Raw genomic sequence first — 17,400 nt, 5'->3', positions numbered from 1 at the left:
GCATCGTTGCGATGTAGCGGCTGCATCTGCGGCCTGCTCGCAGAGATTCAGGCAAGCGGGACCAGCGCCATGCTGTCGTCGCTCCAGCCGACATAGACGTCCTGGCCGGTTTCGAATTGCTGCGTTCCAACCTGGGTGTTGGGCGTCAGGACGATGAGTTCGCCAATCGTCGGCGCCTCTTTCAGTGTGACCACGTAACGCGTGTTGGCGCCGACGTAGGAACACTCCGTAACCAGGCCTGGAAGCGCAGTTGCACCCGCGGTTTCGTGCGCAATGGAAACGTGTTCGGGGCGCACCGAAATGCCGACCCGCTCGCCCGCGCTCAGGGAATAAGGGGTTCGCAACCGCGCCTCCCGGCAAAGTTCCGGGATCGAAACCTGCAAACCGCCATCGAACGCCGAAGCCACACTTCCCTCGAAAAAATTCGTATCGCCCACGAACCGGGCGACAAAAGGCGTCATCGGGCTTGCGTAGATCGCCTGTGGCTCCCCCAGTTGCTCGACCTTCCCGTTATTCATCACGGCGATGCGGTCCGACATCGCCAGCGCTTCCTCCTGATCGTGCGTGACAAAAATGAAGGTCGTGCCGATGCGTCTCTGGATCTGCTTGAGTTCCTGCTGCATTTGCCGTCTCAGCTTGAGATCCAGGGCACTCAGAGGCTCATCCAGAAGCAGGACCTCCGGCCGGATTACAATCGCCCGCGCAAGCGCGACGCGCTGCTTCTGGCCTCCGCTGAGTTCATGAATCTTGCGGCTTTCGAACCCCTGGAGTCCGACGAGTTGCAGTGCCTCGTCCACACGCCTGACGATTTCCGCTTTGTCGACAGATCGAACCCGCAGCCCGTAGGCGACGTTTTCACCGACCGAGATGTGGGGAAACAGGGCGAGGTTCTGGAACACCATCCCTATGGGGCGGGCATAAGGAGGCCGCTCGTTGACACGAGAGCCAGCAATGCGGATTTCGCCAGATGTCGGCCTCTCGAAGCCGGCAATCATGCGCAGCAGTGTTGTCTTGCCGCATCCGCTGGGACCGAGAAGCGAGAGAAACTCCCCGCGCCGGACCGTGAACGAGACGCCGTCCACAGCCCGAAATCCTCCGAATGTTTTGTGAACATTCTCGATTTCAAGCGCAAAGCTTATATCTCCGCCCGACGATCTCAACAGCACTCCTCCCGCTGCATGGCCCTGAATTCGGTTCATAATCTGCCCTCAAAGCCACTTTCATCCAACAGAACACGCCGCAAGGGTGCCTGCAAATTTCAAGTGAGCGTATCTTCATAATCAAAAGTAATGTTAGATGCGACCTGACACTCGGGGACCCAGTCATGCCGATCACCCATCGTCAACTCGAAGCGTTTCGCATGTTCATGGAAACGGGCAGCGTTACCGCCGCGGCTGAAAGAATGCGGGTCACACAACCTGCGGTCAGCAAGATTCTCGCCGGCCTGGAGATGGACCTGAAACTGCAGCTTTTCATCCGCGAGAAGAAGCGGCTGGTACCAACCGACGAGGCCGAGCTTCTTCACCAGGAGGTTCTGCGCATTATGTCGTCGCTGGCCGAGGTCGAGAATTTCGCCGACGATCTGCGCAACCTGCGCGCCGGCGAGCTACGCATCGCGACGGCCGCCTCGGTCGGGCAAACGCTGATCGCCGATACGATCGCGCATTTCTCCGCTCAGCACCCCAAGACCCGAATGCTCTTCTACATCACCAGCGGCGTTGGCCATTCGGTGATGACCCAACAGGTGGATATCGGCTTTTCGTTCCTGAGGTTCCAGCACCCCCTCCTCCACACGCAGCCACTCTTCTATTCCCGCGCGGTGTGCATCGTTCCCGCCGGTCACCGTCTTGCGGAGAAGGAAGTGGTGAGCCCGGAAGACCTGAGGGATGAGCAGTTCATCTCCTTCATGCGTGACAGCCGGATGCGGCACATCATCGACGCGCTGTTTGAAAGCAGGGGCGTGGCACGCCAGACGCAATACGATGTCTATTCCTCCGGAGAGGCCTGCGCTCTCGTCGAGCGGGGCGTGGGCGTGAGCATCGTCGAGCCGCTCGGGGTTGCCTACCGGCAGCCACCCGGCATTGCCGTTTGCAGACTGGAGCCGGCCATCCACTTCACGTTCAACATGCTGCTGCCGCGGTTCAAAAAGGCATCGCAGCTCACAAACCAGTTTGTCGCTGACCTGAAGGGACGCATCGTGCAGTTCGGTGCCCTTGAGGATCCAAGAGGACTGCGCGAAATCAAACTCGCGGAAGACACCGAAAAGTAGCGCTTACGATTGACGGGGACCACAAGCGGCCGAAAAGCCAACTCATCGCTGGGTACGCTCGCCCTTGCGCGGACCGCCGCAGGCTGCCAGATCGAGTATCTTCACCAACCCCTGGCCTTTCACCAACGGCGGATCAACGACCGCAGCTGGGTTCCGGCAATTCTTCTTTTAGGAGCACCTGCTCAGACCGAATGACTTGCACGGTGCCGACTGGAGAACCGTCAATACGGACTGTGCGGGAAGTTTGTCTTCGCCTCCGCCCGCCGCACTGGACGCATGAAAATGCGAACGCAATCCAAGGCGGTCGGGCAACGCTCCCATGTGCGCCTCAAGTCCCTCACAAAACGGGGATCACAATGATCACGGGCTTCAGCCGCCATCTTGAGCCCGGTGGCGGCACCCCGCATCAATCGGTTTGTTGACCGTCAAATCCTCTTTTGCTCATGGACCCAAAGTCGCTGGTTCCGCGTTTTAGAAACTCGGATCTGGGCGCATGAGGAAATGATGGCCGGACTTCTTGCGAGCTACGAGGCTCCATTTGCCCTCGGGCTTGTTTTTTTGCTCTTTGTCATGTTCGTCTGGGAGAAGTATCCGGCCAACGTCACCGCATCCGCCGGCGCTGCCCTTTTCCTCGTCCTCGGCTTTGTGCCAACTGATAAGGCAATGGCGGTATTCTCCAATTCCGCACCTTTGACAATTGGTGCCATGTTCGTTCTCACCGGTGCCCTGGTGCGCACAGGCGTGCTGGAGAACGTCGCCGGAATGGTGCTCGACCGCTCCAAGAAGTACCCCAGGCTGGCGCTGGGTGTATTTTTGCTGGCCGCGCTCGCGGCCTCGGCCTTCATGAACAATACGCCCGTCGTTCTGGTGTTGATCCCGATCGTCATCCGTCTGGCCGCTGCGCTCGACATTGCATCAACACGGCTTCTGATACCCATATCATATGCGGCCATTCTCGGCGGAACGCTGACTTTGATCGGCACGTCGACCAATCTTCTGGTCGATGGCGTTGCCCGCGAACAGGGACTGGCGTCTTTCTCGATCTTTGAGATCACACCCGTCGGACTTGTCGCCGCCGCGACGGGCATTGTTACCATGCTTGTGCTCGGCAAATTCCTGTTGCCGGACCGACGAGAAGAAAATGGGGACCTGTTCGCCGATGGCGACGGCGAATTTCTCTCGGAGGTTACGATCCTGGCTGACGGCGACTACACCCAAAAGCGGATGGAGGAGATTGCCGACTTCAACCAGCCGGGTGTCCGCATTACGGGTGTCCGCACCGACGGCAACGTGGTGCGGAAGAATTTGCAAGACATTGTCCTTAAAAAGGGCGATTCCCTCATAGTCGTCGCCAAGTCGCAAGAGCTGTTGACGCTAAACGAGCGCGAAGGCCTACGGGTAGGGCAACGTCGCGGCGCGGCGGGCGACGGCGAGCGGATTGCTGTGGAGGCTGTGGTCGCACCCGGCCGGATGAGCCAAGGCACGCCCCTTTCAAGCCTGACGCTGGGTCGTCGCTTCGGCGTGCGGGTTCTGGGCGTCCACCGTCATAAGCATGTCGCCGGTCCCGATCTTGGCACTACGCGACTGCGGCCCGCGGACAAGCTGTTGCTCGAAGGCACGCCTGAAGCACTCGACGAGCTTTCAGACCAGAGCGAGCTCGTCTCCGTCACCCGCTCGACGGCACGCGCGTTCCGACGCACCAAGGCTCCTTTGGCGCTGCTGGCACTCGGTCTGGTCGTCGTCCTGGCAGCGTTCAATGTAATGGATATCGGGATTCTTGCGATGATCGCAGTAGCCGCTATTCTCGTGCTGCGCTGCATCGATGAAGACGAGGCATGGGGCTCGATCGACGGCGGGATCCTTATCCTCATTTTCGCAATGCTGATCGTCGGCCAAGGCCTGCAGGAGACCGGTGCCGTGATGCTTGTCGTCGAGACGGTCACGCCCCTCATGTCGATGGTCTCACCTTTCGTCGCCCTGCTCATTGTCTATGCGCTCGCCTCAACGTTGACCGAATGTGTGACGAACAACGCAGTCGCGGTCATCTTTACGCCGATCGTAATTGGGCTTGGCCAACAAACGGGGATCGAGCCAAGGGCGCTCGTAGTAGCCGTCATGTTTGGCGCAAGCGCGAGCTTTGCGACGCCCATTGGCTATCAGACCAACACGCTTGTCTACGGCGCGGGCAATTACAGGTTCAGCGACTTCGTGAAGATCGGACTACCAATGAACATCGTCGTTGGACTGGCGTCATGTTACGCGATCTATCTTTACTATGGTATGTAAGGCCGCACGCCGCCCGGATAAGTCCATCGCGCCCGGCTTCGACCAAGCTTCCTGATATACCCGGCGTGGCTTCGGCTTTCGATGAGAAGCTGAAATGTCCTCAGCCGAAGGACAGCTTGGTCAGTCCTCAAGTCGGAAGCGGGTGGGCCGCTTCCGGTTCCTGCCCCGGGCCTGCATTAAATGCGCGCGAGCCAGCTTGCGACCACCAACGCCGTGACCGTTGCATCCTCAATATGCGGGCAGTGGCCCGAGCCGGATATTTCCACATAGTCGGAACGTCCAGGCAGCTTCGATAAGGCTTGCATCTCCGAGGCCGTGCGCGTCCTGTCGCGCGAACCTCTCAGCAGCAGAAGCGGGATTGCAGGAAAACGCGAAACCTCTCCCGACAGATCATGTTTGCGGATTGCCGCCAGCATGCCGGCGAAAGTCTCTGCGTTCACACGACCGGCATCGCGGATCAGAGGCTCCAGGTCGATATGTTGGGGTTCCGAAAACCAGCTTTCGACGATCGTGCGTACAGTTTGACCAGCGGGTGGTGCACTTAGGTCACCCACGATTGAACCTATCGAAATTTCACCCTGTGACTGGCCGAGACCGCTGTCCATGACAACCATCCCGTTGAGCACTTCCCCGTGGTCGCGAAGCATGGTGAGTGCGATGCCGCCTCCCATCGAGTGGCCAACGACAACCAGCTTCCCCGAAGCTGTGCGAAGCTGAGAGACGAGAGTCGCCAGCCGCTCCGCCATCTCCCCGTAGTCGTCCCATGGCTCGTCCGGCGCAAGCCCGAAACCGGGCAGGTCGACGGCTACACTCGTCCACGATGGGGCATGGACACCCAATGCCTTCTGGAACGGTTCCCAGGAGGCCGCCGACAACATCGCGCCATGCACCAGCAAGGCGACATGCCGACCCTGACCGTAACGGCGCACGCGAAAGCCGGCGAGTATTTGCTCAACGGCCGCCGGAGACATCGAGCAATGCGCCAGTGACGTAGGACGCCGCATCACTCGCCAGCCAGAGGATCGAGGCTGCGACCTCTTGCGGATCCCCGGCGCGTTTCATGGGAATGTTCGGCGCCACCCTTTCCAGCCTGTCCACTAGGCCGGCGCGGGCATGGATCTCAGTATCGATGAGGCCGGGCCGCACCGCGTTGACGCGGATGCCCTCGTGGGCAACCTCACGAGCGAGACCGATAGCAAGCGTGTCGGTCGCACCTTTGCTGGCAGCGTAATGCACCCACTCGCCTGCCCCGCCGAGGGCTGCCGCGCGTGAGGAGACGATGACGATCGCACCTCCCGGCCCGCCTCGCTCCGTGGACATGGCCCGTACCCCTGCCCGTGCGACCAGGAAAGCGCCGAGAATGTTGGTGTCGAACACATTTCTCAGGTCTGCCACAGTCGCATCGGCCAGCCGACCCACCCTCCCGCTTATGCCCGCGTTGACCACGACCGCACTCGGGGCGCCAAACATCGCGTCGGCTGCGGCGAAAAGTTCTGCCACCCCGCTCTCGTCCGTCATGTCCGCCTTTACGGCGGTAGCCCGCCCGCCCGCCGCTTCGATTGCAGCCGCGACACGATCGGCAGCGTCTTGGTCCGAAGCGAAGGAAAAACACACATCATAGCCTGCCGCAGCGCCTGCTATGGCGGTAGCCGCCCCTATGCCACGGCTGCCGCCACTGATCACCAGTCCCTTGCGCGCCTCAGTCATCAATGCGTTCTCCCCTTTCGTCACCAAATACCGCCGTCTGGTCAGCCCCGAGCGCCGCGTGGCGGAAAGATCGTTTCGTCCCGCTGTCGTCCAGCTGGCGCAGCACATGCCCCGGAACGGCGATCTGCCGGCCCGACGGCAAGGTGACTGGCTGCACGTCACCACGGGCGCGAAAATAGGGATCGCGCGAAATGCTCAGTCCGTCGTGAACAGGTGCAACTTCCAAGCCCGACGCCCGTAGCGCCTCGCCAGCTTCATGGGCGCTTCTGGCCGCGCCCCACGCACGCAGGGCGGAGAGCGGGTCGCCCTCCTCGCCCACAAGCTTGCCCAAGCGCTGACGCGCTTCATCATCGACTATAACGGAAAGTTCCGTCCCGTCCGCGCAAGATACGCCAACCAGATGTGTCCCATCATCCGCTGCCCCCCATCCGTAAGGGTTGTTGGTCCCGTTGCGAAGCGGCACCCTGCCTTCCTCTGCCAGCATCGCCGACTGGAGTTCGACCATTCGGTGCAACGGTTCGTAGAGCGCGATATCGATCTGCGCACCCTCTGCGCCGTTGCAATCGCGCGCCCACAATGCCGTTGCCGCCCCCAGCAGGCCGAAGAGGCTGGCGGACGCGTCGGCAAGGCTGAAGCCCACATGCAGCGGAATGTCGTCGGGGTCACCCGTCAGCGGCACGATCCCACTGAAGGCTTCGGCGATCTTCCCGAACCCGGGAACGGCCGCCATCGGTCCAGTCTGGCCGAACCCTGAGATGCTGACCATCACCAGCTCCGGATTGACCTGACGCAGGTCCCGCCAGCCGATCCCCAGCCGATCGAGCGCGCCGGGGCGGTTGTTCTCGATCAGTACGTCGGCATCACGGAGGAGTGTCAGCAGCCGCTCCCTATCATCCGCGTCCTTCAGATCGAGGGTCACGCATTGCTTGTCGCGTACGCCGACGCCCCACCACACAGACAGCCCATCGACCTCAAGTCCGAGTTGGCGTCCCGCATCGCCGCCGTCCGGCCGCTCGATCTTCACGATGTCAGCGCCGAAATCGGCCAGAAGGCTGCCGCAGAGGGGTCCGGCGATGACGTTGCCGAGTTCGACGACCCGCAAGCCTTCGAACGGAAGGCCGTATCCGGTAGGTTGGTCTGCGCTCATTGCGTGGTGACGCCGTTGCGGCGGCCCTCTTCCACCACCTCCCGCGCGAGCGGAAGCATGGCGTAGTCCACCATCGAGCCCCGATAGCTGACGGCTGCATCGCCACGCGCGAATGCGTCTTCCATTGCCGCAATCATTCCTGCGAAGTAGCGAATCTCGTCTTCCGTGGGCCGGAAAACCTTTTGCGCGATCGCGACATGACTCGGATGGATCAGCACCGCACCAGTAAAGCCCAGGCTCTTGGCCCGCTTTACGAGCATTTCGACCGCCGCATGGTCGTCGAGCTTCGTTCCGATGATGCTGGCCATTGGATACACCGCACCGCCGGCCCGGCTGTCCAGCACCATCTTGGAGGCGAGATAAAGCTGTTCAGTCCCCTCCAGCGACGGGCTGAACCCTACAGCACGCGCAACGTCGCCTGAGATCGGACCGCCGGTGACGCCGATTATACCGCGACAGCGGTTGCTCGCCGCAGCGAGATCGCGCGCGGCCCACAGCCCTTCAGCCGTTTCCGGTAGTGGCATGATCGCGACCTGCCCGTGCGGCAGCCCCGCGCGTCCTTCCTCGTAGCCGAGAAGCCGGTCAAGCGCCCTGATTTCCTCGACCGTGCGTGACTTCGGCGGCATGATGCCAGCAAGGCCATCGCACACGATCGCCGAAACATCTTCAGCACCGGTTTCCGACATGGCATTGATGCGTACGAAGGCGGGAATGCCTTTCTCCTTCATAAGGCCGATCATGTCGCGAGCCATTGCCCGTCCCTCGACCTTCAGCTCCAGCGGAAGCGCGTCCTCCAGGTCGATCACCACCGAATCTGGTGCGAAGCGATCGACCCGTTCTGCCCAGTCGCGCTTGTGCGCCGGGATGAAGAGCATGGTACGAAGTGGCCACATGGTTCAGCTTTCCTCTCGCGTCTTGGATTGTGAAGATCGTTCGCTCTCGCGCGCGGCGGCCACGAACTCCCAGCAGAGCAGCGCGGTAATCGCTGCTGCCGCGACGGCCACATACCCGAGAAAGTGCAGGGGCCGGATGAAGTGGAGGTTGGTACGGGCGGCCGTCCAGTAGAGGATGACGCACACGGCCACCGTTCCCACCCAGACGATCATATTGCGGGTTGAGCGCTTCATTGCGAACTCTCCGAAGATGCAGGTTGGGTACCACCCAAATCTCGCACGGCCTCGCTCGCGCCAGAGGTTTTTGCCCGCCGCCAAAGAACCGCAACTATTGCAACGGCGATTGCCAGCCCCGCCAGTTCGGTGACCCGGCTGCTCCAGATCATCATCAACGCCGCCACTGCCAAAAGTGCCCTCTCGTAATGTCGGGCGGTCACGAGGAACCAGCCTTCTATGGCGATCGCCAGCAGGAAGACTCCGCAAGCGGCGGTCGCCGTCGCGATCAGGATCTGCGGCCATGCGCCGTCAAGCAGGAGCGACGTGTCGTAGATGAAGCAGAACGGAACGATGAACCCGGCCATCGCCAGTTTGAAGGCTTGATAGCCGGTCCGGTTGAGATCCGCCTTCGCGATGCTTGCTGCCGCGTAGGCAGCTAAAGCTACCGGCGGTGTCACGTTGGCGAGGATACCAAAGTAGAATGCGAAGAGATGGCTGGCGAGTTCCGGGGCCCCCATCTGCACAAGGCCCGGCACGACCAGCACCGCGACCGTCAGGTAGACCGCCGGCGTCGGCAGACCCATGCCTAGAACCAGGGCAATGATGGCCGTCAGCACCAGTGCGACGGGAAGAACTCCGTTTGACGTCTGAACCACAAAATCCGCAAGCAGATTACCCGCCCCAGACACCCACACCGTCCCCATCAGGATGCCTGCACCGGCGACCGCCACCGCAACTGCGAGGTTGTTCGCGATGCCGTCCACGACCGACTCGACATATGAAACCATTGTCACGCGGGTACTGGCGCGCAGGAGTGAAAGCACAAGCAACGCACCCAGCCCGATCAGGGCCGATCGCTGCGGCGACATGCCGAAGAAGAACGGCGCAACAAGCGCGGCGATCGCAAGCAGGAAATGACCACCGCTGAGCAGAACCGGCCACAGGCGCGGCAGAGCACCCTCAACCTGGCTTAGTTTGTTGCGATGCGCGCGTAATCCGATCTGCGCGAAGATGGCGAAGAAGTAGAGCCCGGCAGGGATGATCGCCGCGATGACGATGTCCCAGTAATTTCGGCCGAGAAATCCCGCCATTAGGAATGCGGCCGAGCCGAGGATTGGCGGCATGATCTGGGCCCCGGAGGAGGCGACGGCCTCCACCGCACCGGCATATTCCGGACGGAAACCGGAGCGCTTCATCAGCGGGATGGTAAAGCTGCCAGTGCCCGCCACGTTGCCGACTACCGAGCCCGAGGCAGTGCCCAGCATGGCGCTCGACGCCACCGCAACATGGGCCGGTCCGCCGGGCCTTCGCCCCATGATGGCCAGCGAAAGATCCTGGAAGAACAAGACCGCGTTGGTGCGGACCAACATGGCTCCGAAGATCAGAAAGATCATAAGATAGGTGGCGGCCACCGCGGTGGTGGGGCCGAATATACCCTGGTCCTGCATGAACAGGATTTCCACCAATGTACGCCAGTTGACGTTCGGCGCGCTGAAGGCGCCGGGGAAATACTCTCCGAACAGGGCCTGTACGATGAAGAGCACAATGATCGCGATCATCGGCCAGCCGAGATAGCGCCGCGTGGCTTCCAGCACCGCCACGAGGTAAGTGACGCCGAAAAACATATCCGCGCCGTTGGGGAATCCGATCCTGCGCGCAAAGCTGGTATAGTCGCCGAAGACATAGATCATTCCGGCAAACATCAGCCCCATCAGGACCACATCCGGCAGAAGGCCTGCGATACCGCGTGCCTGCCAGTGCCGGCCGGTTGCCGACTTCGCAAGCAAGGCGAGCGAAATGGAAGCAAACACGAAGGCTATTCTCTGCAGATAGCCAGTGATGGTGCCGAAGGCCGCGGTGTAGATCAGCAGGATGGCAATCGACAGGCTGAAGAACATGATCGTCACGGCCAGCGCCCGCTGAAGCGGTGTTCCCGCGACAATCACAGTTCGCAGTGGCGCCGTGACCGCGTCGTCGCTCGCAAGCGCGGCCACCTTGTCCGGCACTTCATCCGTGGTAGACGAAGACATGCGCAGTCCTCCCTTTCGTGAAGGCGCGGCGGACACCAGCCCGCCACGCCGTCACGTTTACGTCAGGGTGTGTCGTTGCCTGCGGCGATGTAGTTGATATCGATCCCAGCCTCCTCAAAGCAGCGCTTCGCACCGGGATGGAGTGGGATGAACACCGTTGCAGCCGCGCGCGGCGCCATCGTCTCGGCGCCGGCCCAGCCTGGCACCACATCGCCCCAAACCTTGGCGCCGTCGCCTACATAGAGCTGCTTGCACAGCTCGTAGACCGTCTCTTCCGGCACATCCTTATGCACGATGTAACCGATCGAAAGCTGGATGCCGCTGACCTCTTCCTTCTGCCAGTCATAGGTTTGGGCGGGCATGTCGTTGCGCGAGAAAGTCGGATAGTTCTCCATCAAGGCGTTGAGCACCGGTTCGTCCATCGTGACGAGCCGTGGCGAGTTGTTGGCTGCGAACTGAGTGATGATCGGCGCCGGATGGTCGCCAGTGAAGAAGACCGCGTCCAGCTGGCCATCGCCCATCATTTCGAACTGCTGGTTCCAGTCGCCGGTCATCACCAGCCCGCCGTTCGCGGCGATCTTATCGTAGGAAAGATCAACGCCGCCGAGCGCCACCTCCACCATCGTCGCGGTCAAGCTGTCGGCGGGACCGACGCCGATGCGCTTGTTGGCGAGATCCGCCCAGCTCTTGATGTCGCTGTCTTCGGTGGTGACGAAAGTCGGGCTCGCCGAGGGCCGCTTGAGGAAGCCAAGATAGCCGCCAAGATAGCGCATGTCGCGCATCTTATCCCGGCCCTCGAAAGTCCGCGTTCCGGTCCACGCATCAAGAACGTTTTCACCGACGCCGTGGCCGAACTGAGCCTCGCCGGTCTGAACACGCGGCGGCGCGGCGGCTGCCGTGCCCGGCAGCCTACGGATCTGAACCGTATCTTCCGGGAAAGTCCGCTTCAGCGCTTCCTCCAGCACCGTGAAGGCCAGGTCGCTCGTCGATCCGGCCGACCCTCGACCAATGATGACGAACGATTTCGTTTCGGCATGCACCGGTGCCAGTGTCACAAAGCTCGCCGCGGCGACGACCGCGGACATGACCAGTGTTCTTATCCTCATTGCACTTTCCTCCCTAGTTGATCCTGTGTGTCAGCCCTGTTTGACGGCTCCCGTCTCCAGCAGCGCCTGTGCTTCCTCCGGCTCGAAACCGATCGCCTCCAACACGGCATTGCTATGCTCACCGATACGCGGCGCATTACGCGGCACCGATTGGTCGCGACTTACGTGACGTGGCGTGATCGCCGGCATGCGTCGCCCATCCACCGCAACGACATTGGCGCGGGCGACAACCTGCGGATGTTCCTCAATGTCTCCGGCGTCGTGGACGGGGCCGACAACCACGTCACACTCCCTCGCCATGCGGAGCACGTCCGCAGCAGGGCGTGCGCCAATCCAGGTTGCAATCTCCGCGTCCAGAGCGTCCATATTCTCGCGCCTTGCAGCGGGGGTGGAGAAACGGGGGTCCTGCGCGAGTGCCGGCCCTCCGATCATTGCCAGGAAGCGCGCCGCAACCGGCTGCGTCGCAGCCGAGACCGTGATCAGGCGTCCGTCGCTGGTCTTGAAAATGTTTCCGATGTTGGAGTTCATCGGAAAGCGGTTGCCATTGCGGCGTTCGGCCCGGTCGAGGCCCGAGGCGATGGCAACCTGCCACTCGTTCATTCGCATCAACGCCTCATGCAACCCAAAGCGTAGTGGGCGTGGGGTACGATCCGCCAGTTTGGCAGCGCGCAGCTCGGCGAGAGCTGCCGAGAGCGCAAGCGTGCCGGCACAGTAGTCTGCGAGCGGCAGTTCGGGCGCGACGCCGAAACCGTCTGCGGCGCCCGTCAGCGCCATGACGCCCGACGCGGCCGCGGCGAATTCGCTGCGCGTGCTCCAGGGCCACAAATCGCGACGGTCCGCGCCCGTTGCATGCAGGCAAACGTCGAGCAGCTGCGGCCCCGTTCGGTCTGACAGACAATGGGCGAATGCCCACTCGTCGCGAAACAGGATGCCACTCCGCCCTTCCAGTCGGCTGAGGATGGCGGCGAATTCAGGCTTATGCTCATCGAGGCAAAGCGACAGCTTTCCGCGGCCCAGCGCGGCCCACCAGTGTGCCTGCACAGATTCCGGACCCAACCGGCGCAGCGGCGATCCTTCGGCGGGCTCGCATACGATGACCGTCGCGCCGTGGTCTGCAGCCAGCGCCGCCGCAAAAGCGGCCGCGGGCGTAGCGGTGATCTCGACAACGATAAGGCCGGCCAGTGGACGCGCAACATCGGCGCGGACAGCTTCTTGAGGCACCGTATGCACTTCCTCCCGATCGCATAAAGTGTGTGTGGCAACACTCTGGCGATAGGAAAGACTTGTCAAACGAGGACATCTCATCAATAGATTGGGATAAATGATCAATGTGACGCTTAGTCAGCTGGAAACGTTTATCGCCGTGGCCGAGCGGCAAGGGTTTCACGCTGCCGCTCGGCACCTCCACCTTTCTCAATCCGCGGTGAGTCTACGCGTGAGCCTTCTGGAGCAGAGGCTCGGGTTGCGCCTTTTCGAGCGCACCACGCGAAGCGTATCGCTCACGCCGGAAGGGGAACGCCTGCTCAACACCGCACGCCACACGCTGCACGATATCGAGCAGCTCATTTTTCAGCTTTCTGATGAAGGTGCCCTCAACAGGGGGCGCTTCCGCATGGCTGCACTTCCGTCCACCGCGGCGACGATCGTGCCGGTCGCTCTTGCCGGGTTCCACGAACGCCATCCAAATATTCAGATCCATGTGATCGATACGGTTGCGGATAGGGCGGTCTCGGCCGTTCTTACAGGTGATGTCGAGTTTGCATTGACGACCGGGGTGCAGCAGCCGCCCGGCCTCGTCTTCGAGCAACTGTTTACCGACGAATGCCTCGTCGTTGTCCCTCACGACCATCCATTCGCGAAGGATAGCTCGGTCGACATTACGCGGCTGGCCGATGTGCCGTTGCTGTTGCCGGTTGTCGGCTCGGCGTTCCGCGCGGAGATCGATATTGCTTTCGCGACAGCCGGCCTGAAGCCGGTGGCCGAACGCGAGGCGATCAACCTCGCGACCTTGATGGCCTATGCCGAGGTCGGGATGGGTATCACCTTCGTTCCCTCGATGATGAGCCATCGGCTCGATCTGTCGCGCTGCCGCGCACTGCGCCTTGCGCCGGCCCCGCTGATGCGCGACTTCGGGATTCTGAAGAGGGAGGGACGCCCGCTTGCGCCAGCGGCATCCGCCTTCGCGACGTTTCTGAAAACGATGATGAACTCGTCCTGATCGCACGATCGGAGCGCGTCGCCTGAAGTGCGCTGCCTCGGGAGTTAGCCTGGTGCACCGCTGGACGAAGTGGCATCCATCTATGACAACGAGGGGGCGTCAATGAGAAGGGGGATAGAGGCAACCCAGAGTTGGACAGCCCGACCTGATGTCTTGGCACCGGCCGCACACTTGCTGAACCAGATCGGAGATGTATCGGCTTCGGCTCGGCTCGCACCTACCTTTCGCGCATCTTCAGCAAGACGGGCACCAATCAACACAGCCAGCTTGTTGCCTTGCTCAAGTCGACGCAGCCGATGCTTTCGTAGGCACATCGGACGGCACAAAACGCGAAGACATGCAGTGCACATTGTCCTGCAGAACGAAAATCAGAATGCCTTGTGTCAAACGGTTATGGCTCTTCGTCCAGGAATTCATTTCCGATCAAAGCTGCTATGAAGGGCGCTGATTGATTCCCGACACTGAAGACGATGCCCGCCGACGCCCTCGAAATCCTCAAGACTGTTTACGGTTACGATGCTTTCAGGGGGCTGCAGGCGCGTATTGTCGAGCATGTCATAGACGGCGGGAACGCCTTCGTGCTGATGCCGACGGGCGGGGGAAAGTCGCTCTGCTACCAGATCCCCGCGATCGTCCGGCCCGGCATGGGCCTCGTCGTCTCGCCGCTGCTGGCGTTGATGGCCGATCAGGTCGCGGCCTTGCGGCAGGCGGGCGTGAGGGCCGCGGCACTCAATTCGGACCTGCCCGCCGACGAACGCAGCGCATTGTGGCGCGACATCCACGATGGCGCCCTGGACCTGCTTTACGTGGCACCCGAAACGCTGCTGCGCACGGACGTACTGAGGCGGCTCGAACAGGTACACCTGTCGCTGATCGCCATCGACGAGGCGCATTGCCTGTCGCAATGGGGACACGACTTCCGCCCCTCCTACCGCCAGCTCGACGCGCTTGTCCGGCAGTTCCCCGACACGACGCGCATGGCGCTGACGGCGACGGCCGACGAACCGACGCGCGCCGAAATCCTCTCTCATCTGGACATCGCGGAAGCCGACGCCTTCATCGCCGGCTTCGACCGTCCCAACATCCGCTACGCTATCGAAGAGAAGGACAGTCCCCGCGCGCAGCTGAAGGACTTCCTCAAACGCCATGAAGGCGAGAGCGGCATCGTCTACTGCCTGTCAAAGCGCAAGACCGATGAAACCGCAATCTGGCTGCGCGATCAGGGTTACGACGCCCTCTCCTATCACGCAGGCATGGACAAGGCGGCGCGCGAGGCCAACCAGACGCGGTTCCAGCATGGCGATGCGGTGATCATGGTCGCCACCATCGCCTTCGGCATGGGCATCGACAAGCCGGACGTGCGTTTTGTCGCCCATCTCGATCTGCCGGGCAGCATCGAGGCCTATTACCAGGAGACGGGCCGCGCCGGGCGCGACGGCCTGCCGGCCGATGCTCTCATGCTTTATGGCTATGAGGACATCGCGCTGCGCAGCCGGTTCATCGAGGAATCGGACGCGCCCGATCCGCGAAAGCGCATGGAGCGTCAGAAGCTGGATGCGCTGCTCGGGCTGGCAGAGACTGCCGGCTGCCGCCGGCAGGCGCTTCTGTCCTATTTCGGCGACACGGGCGAGCCGTGCGGCAATTGCGACACCTGCGCCGATCCACCAAAGCTTTTCGACGGCACCGTCGCCGCGCAGAAGGCGCTATCCTGCATCTACCGCACCGGCGAACGTTTCGGTCAGGCCTATATCGTCGACGTGCTGCTTGGGGTGGATAACGATCGCATCACTCAGTTCGGACACGACCGGATTTCCACATTCGGCATCGGCACGGAGCACGATAACCGCACCTGGCGGGCGATCGTGCGCCAGTTGATCGCTCTGCGCCTGGTTGACGTCGATCTCGCCGGCCATGGTGGGCTATCGATTGCGCAGGCAGGCCGCGACTTCCTGCGGGAGAAATCAGCCCTCATGCTGCGTGTGCCCGCGCCGCCGCGCGCCCGACGCGGCAAGGTATCGCGCATGACGGCGCAGGCGGCCGTATCCGAGGGCGATCGCGACCTGTTCGAGGCGCTCCGACAGAAGCGTACGGAAATGGCCCGCGCGCAGAACGTACCGCCCTACGTGATCTTCCATGACAAGACCCTGATCGAAATCGCGGCTGCGAAGCCTTCGTCCCGCGCCGAAATGGCGAACGTGCCGGGCGTCGGCGAGGCCAAGCTCGATCGCTACGGTCCGGCTTTCCTGACCGTAATTGCCCAGCACGCGTGAAGGAGCTTCGGCGCTCTTCCACATGAAACTCCCAACACCAGACTGCCTCCGCGCGGATATAGTCCGCACGGAGGCAACAGCGTGCCTTCAAGCAGCTATTCGCCGCTGCAGGCTCCGGGGAAACGCACGCAATAGGTCTCGCCCAGTTCCGGATCGGCATTGAGCACCGCATGGGTGATCGCACGCGCATAGACATCGGCCGCTACTGAAAGGATGTCGCGGAACTGCGATGCCTCGACGAAATTCGACTGCGCGACCGTCGACGGATCGTCGCCGAGCGTCACGGCAAACACGGTGTCGCCGTCGCTGGTCGAGTGCGCCGGACGAATGGCCCGGGCCATTCCGTCATTGGCGACGATGGCAAGCCGCTCGGTCTGGCCAGCCGTGAGCGGCGCGCTCGTGGCAACCACGCCGATCGTCGTGTTCTCGCCGGGGCGGATCAGTTCCATGTCCTTCGGCGACGTCGAACAGCCCTGCGGCGGCACCTTGATGTCACCAAACTCGTCGTCGAGCTCGAGCCACAGCGTGTAGAGTTCGCAATTGGCATTGACGTTGTAGACGCGCCCGGCCGGGTTGACGACGACCAGTGCGCCGACGACGGTGCCGTCTGCCATCACGGCGCTGGCAGTGCCGAGGCCGCTTTTCATGCCGGCTGCGCGCGCGCCCGTGCCCGCCCCGACGCTGCCCTGCTCAACAGGGCCGTCCTTGGCGTTGCTGGCGGCAACGTAGCCGTCCTCGCATGGCTTGTCGCCGCGTCCGGGAGGGGCATCGACATCGCTGCGTCCGAGATCGAAGATGATCGCCCCGGGCACATGCGCCCGCCCGCCATAGGTCCATCCCTTTTCGTCGAGGAACTTGACCACGCCGCAGGCCGTGTCGAGGCCGTAGATGCTGCCCCCGCTCAACGTGAGGCCGTGCATGACGACACGTTGAGCGTCCTGATGCTGAGCGGTCAGAAGCGCGGCCAGGCGCGTGCCCGGAGCACCGCCGCTTGGCGACATGCCCATCAGTGCGCCTTCCGGAAAGAGCAGCGCCGTGGTGCCAGTCTGCGCATCCTTGCGGGTGCTGTGCCCGACGAGAATGCCCGGCACGTCCGTGATGGCGTTATTGGGGCCTGTCTTCAGGTCCACAACCGGAATGGGTGCCTGTGCGTGGGCAAGGCCGGCCGCTAGCATCCCGCCCGCGACGAGCGCCGATTTGAGGGTGATTTTAAACGACATTCTTGTCCTCCTTTGTCGTTGAAACCCGCCGGCGAAGC

Annotated in this window: 14 protein-coding genes and 1 pseudogene; 5 read left to right on the top strand and 10 right to left on the bottom strand. The window is 62.2% G+C overall.

What is annotated here, in order from left to right; translation table 11 throughout:
* Positions 1-47: 47 nt before the first annotated feature.
* Positions 48-1,199 carry an ABC transporter ATP-binding protein gene (locus V1479_RS16735; RefSeq protein ID WP_173194749.1) on the bottom strand — a complete coding sequence of 384 codons (1,152 nt, stop codon included), beginning with the start codon at positions 1,197-1,199 and terminating at the stop codon, positions 48-50.
* Between the two features lie 125 nt (positions 1,200-1,324).
* Here V1479_RS16735 and V1479_RS16730 point away from each other — a divergent pair.
* The 3 genes and pseudogenes from V1479_RS16730 to V1479_RS16720 all read left to right on the top strand — a co-directional run.
* A pseudogene (locus tag V1479_RS16730) lies at positions 1,325-1,456 on the top strand (helix-turn-helix domain-containing protein); the annotation flags it as partial.
* Between the two features lie 87 nt (positions 1,457-1,543).
* Positions 1,544-2,269 carry a LysR substrate-binding domain-containing protein gene (locus tag V1479_RS16725; protein ID WP_368803954.1) on the top strand — a complete coding sequence of 242 codons (726 nt, stop codon included), beginning with the start codon at positions 1,544-1,546 and terminating at the stop codon, positions 2,267-2,269.
* A gap of 504 nt (positions 2,270-2,773) precedes the next feature.
* Positions 2,774-4,555: an SLC13 family permease gene (locus V1479_RS16720; protein WP_368803928.1), complete on the top strand. Its 1,782-nt coding sequence runs from the start codon at positions 2,774-2,776 to the stop codon at positions 4,553-4,555.
* A gap of 176 nt (positions 4,556-4,731) precedes the next feature.
* Here the strand turns inward: V1479_RS16720 and V1479_RS16715 are convergent, their stop codons facing one another.
* The 8 genes from V1479_RS16715 to V1479_RS16680 all read right to left on the bottom strand — a co-directional run bounded on the left by V1479_RS16715 (position 4,732) and on the right by V1479_RS16680 (position 12,875).
* Entirely contained in the window at positions 4,732-5,526 is a 795-nt protein-coding gene (locus V1479_RS16715; RefSeq protein ID WP_368803927.1) for an alpha/beta fold hydrolase, read from the bottom strand.
* The gene (locus V1479_RS16710) at positions 5,507-6,262 is read right to left on the bottom strand and encodes an SDR family oxidoreductase (protein ID WP_368803926.1); all 756 of its coding nucleotides are present in this window, start codon (positions 6,260-6,262) and stop codon (positions 5,507-5,509) included. Before V1479_RS16710 ends, V1479_RS16715 begins: the two co-directional genes overlap by 20 nt.
* Positions 6,255-7,409 carry a CaiB/BaiF CoA transferase family protein gene (locus tag V1479_RS16705; RefSeq protein WP_368803925.1) on the bottom strand — a complete coding sequence of 385 codons (1,155 nt, stop codon included), beginning with the start codon at positions 7,407-7,409 and terminating at the stop codon, positions 6,255-6,257. The genes V1479_RS16710 and V1479_RS16705 overlap by 8 nt, the downstream gene beginning before the upstream one ends.
* A complete protein-coding gene (locus tag V1479_RS16700; protein ID WP_368803924.1) occupies positions 7,406-8,302 on the bottom strand; it encodes an HpcH/HpaI aldolase/citrate lyase family protein in 897 nt (298 codons plus the stop codon). The genes V1479_RS16705 and V1479_RS16700 overlap by 4 nt, the downstream gene beginning before the upstream one ends.
* Positions 8,303-8,305: 3 nt before the next feature.
* Complete coding sequence (locus tag V1479_RS16695; RefSeq protein ID WP_368803923.1) at positions 8,306-8,536, bottom strand: hypothetical protein; 231 nt, start codon at positions 8,534-8,536, stop codon at positions 8,306-8,308.
* Complete coding sequence (locus V1479_RS16690; RefSeq protein WP_368803922.1) at positions 8,533-10,548, bottom strand: TRAP transporter permease; 2,016 nt, start codon at positions 10,546-10,548, stop codon at positions 8,533-8,535. The genes V1479_RS16695 and V1479_RS16690 overlap by 4 nt, the downstream gene beginning before the upstream one ends.
* A 62-nt stretch (positions 10,549-10,610) precedes the next feature.
* Entirely contained in the window at positions 10,611-11,654 is a 1,044-nt protein-coding gene (locus V1479_RS16685; RefSeq protein ID WP_368803921.1) for a TAXI family TRAP transporter solute-binding subunit, read from the bottom strand.
* A gap of 30 nt (positions 11,655-11,684) precedes the next feature.
* The gene (locus V1479_RS16680; protein WP_368803920.1) at positions 11,685-12,875 is read right to left on the bottom strand and encodes a CoA transferase; all 1,191 of its coding nucleotides are present in this window, start codon (positions 12,873-12,875) and stop codon (positions 11,685-11,687) included.
* A gap of 100 nt (positions 12,876-12,975) precedes the next feature.
* On the opposite strand from V1479_RS16680, the gene V1479_RS16675 reads away from it, so the two are divergent.
* Positions 12,976-13,872 carry a LysR family transcriptional regulator gene (locus tag V1479_RS16675; protein ID WP_173194761.1) on the top strand — a complete coding sequence of 299 codons (897 nt, stop codon included), beginning with the start codon at positions 12,976-12,978 and terminating at the stop codon, positions 13,870-13,872.
* A 470-nt stretch (positions 13,873-14,342) separates the two neighbouring features.
* Positions 14,343-16,142: a DNA helicase RecQ gene (recQ, locus tag V1479_RS16670; protein WP_368803919.1), complete on the top strand. Its 1,800-nt coding sequence runs from the start codon at positions 14,343-14,345 to the stop codon at positions 16,140-16,142.
* A 95-nt stretch (positions 16,143-16,237) separates the two neighbouring features.
* Here recQ and V1479_RS16665 read toward each other — a convergent pair whose 3' ends face one another.
* Complete coding sequence (locus V1479_RS16665; protein ID WP_368803918.1) at positions 16,238-17,362, bottom strand: P1 family peptidase; 1,125 nt, start codon at positions 17,360-17,362, stop codon at positions 16,238-16,240.
* Between the last annotated feature and the right edge of the window lie 38 nt (positions 17,363-17,400).

It is taken from the genome of Neoaquamicrobium sediminum (assembly GCF_040970315.1).
Taxonomy (GTDB): Bacteria; Pseudomonadota; Alphaproteobacteria; order Rhizobiales; family Rhizobiaceae; genus Aerobium; species Aerobium sediminum.
This window is presented reverse-complemented; position numbering and strand designations above follow the sequence as displayed.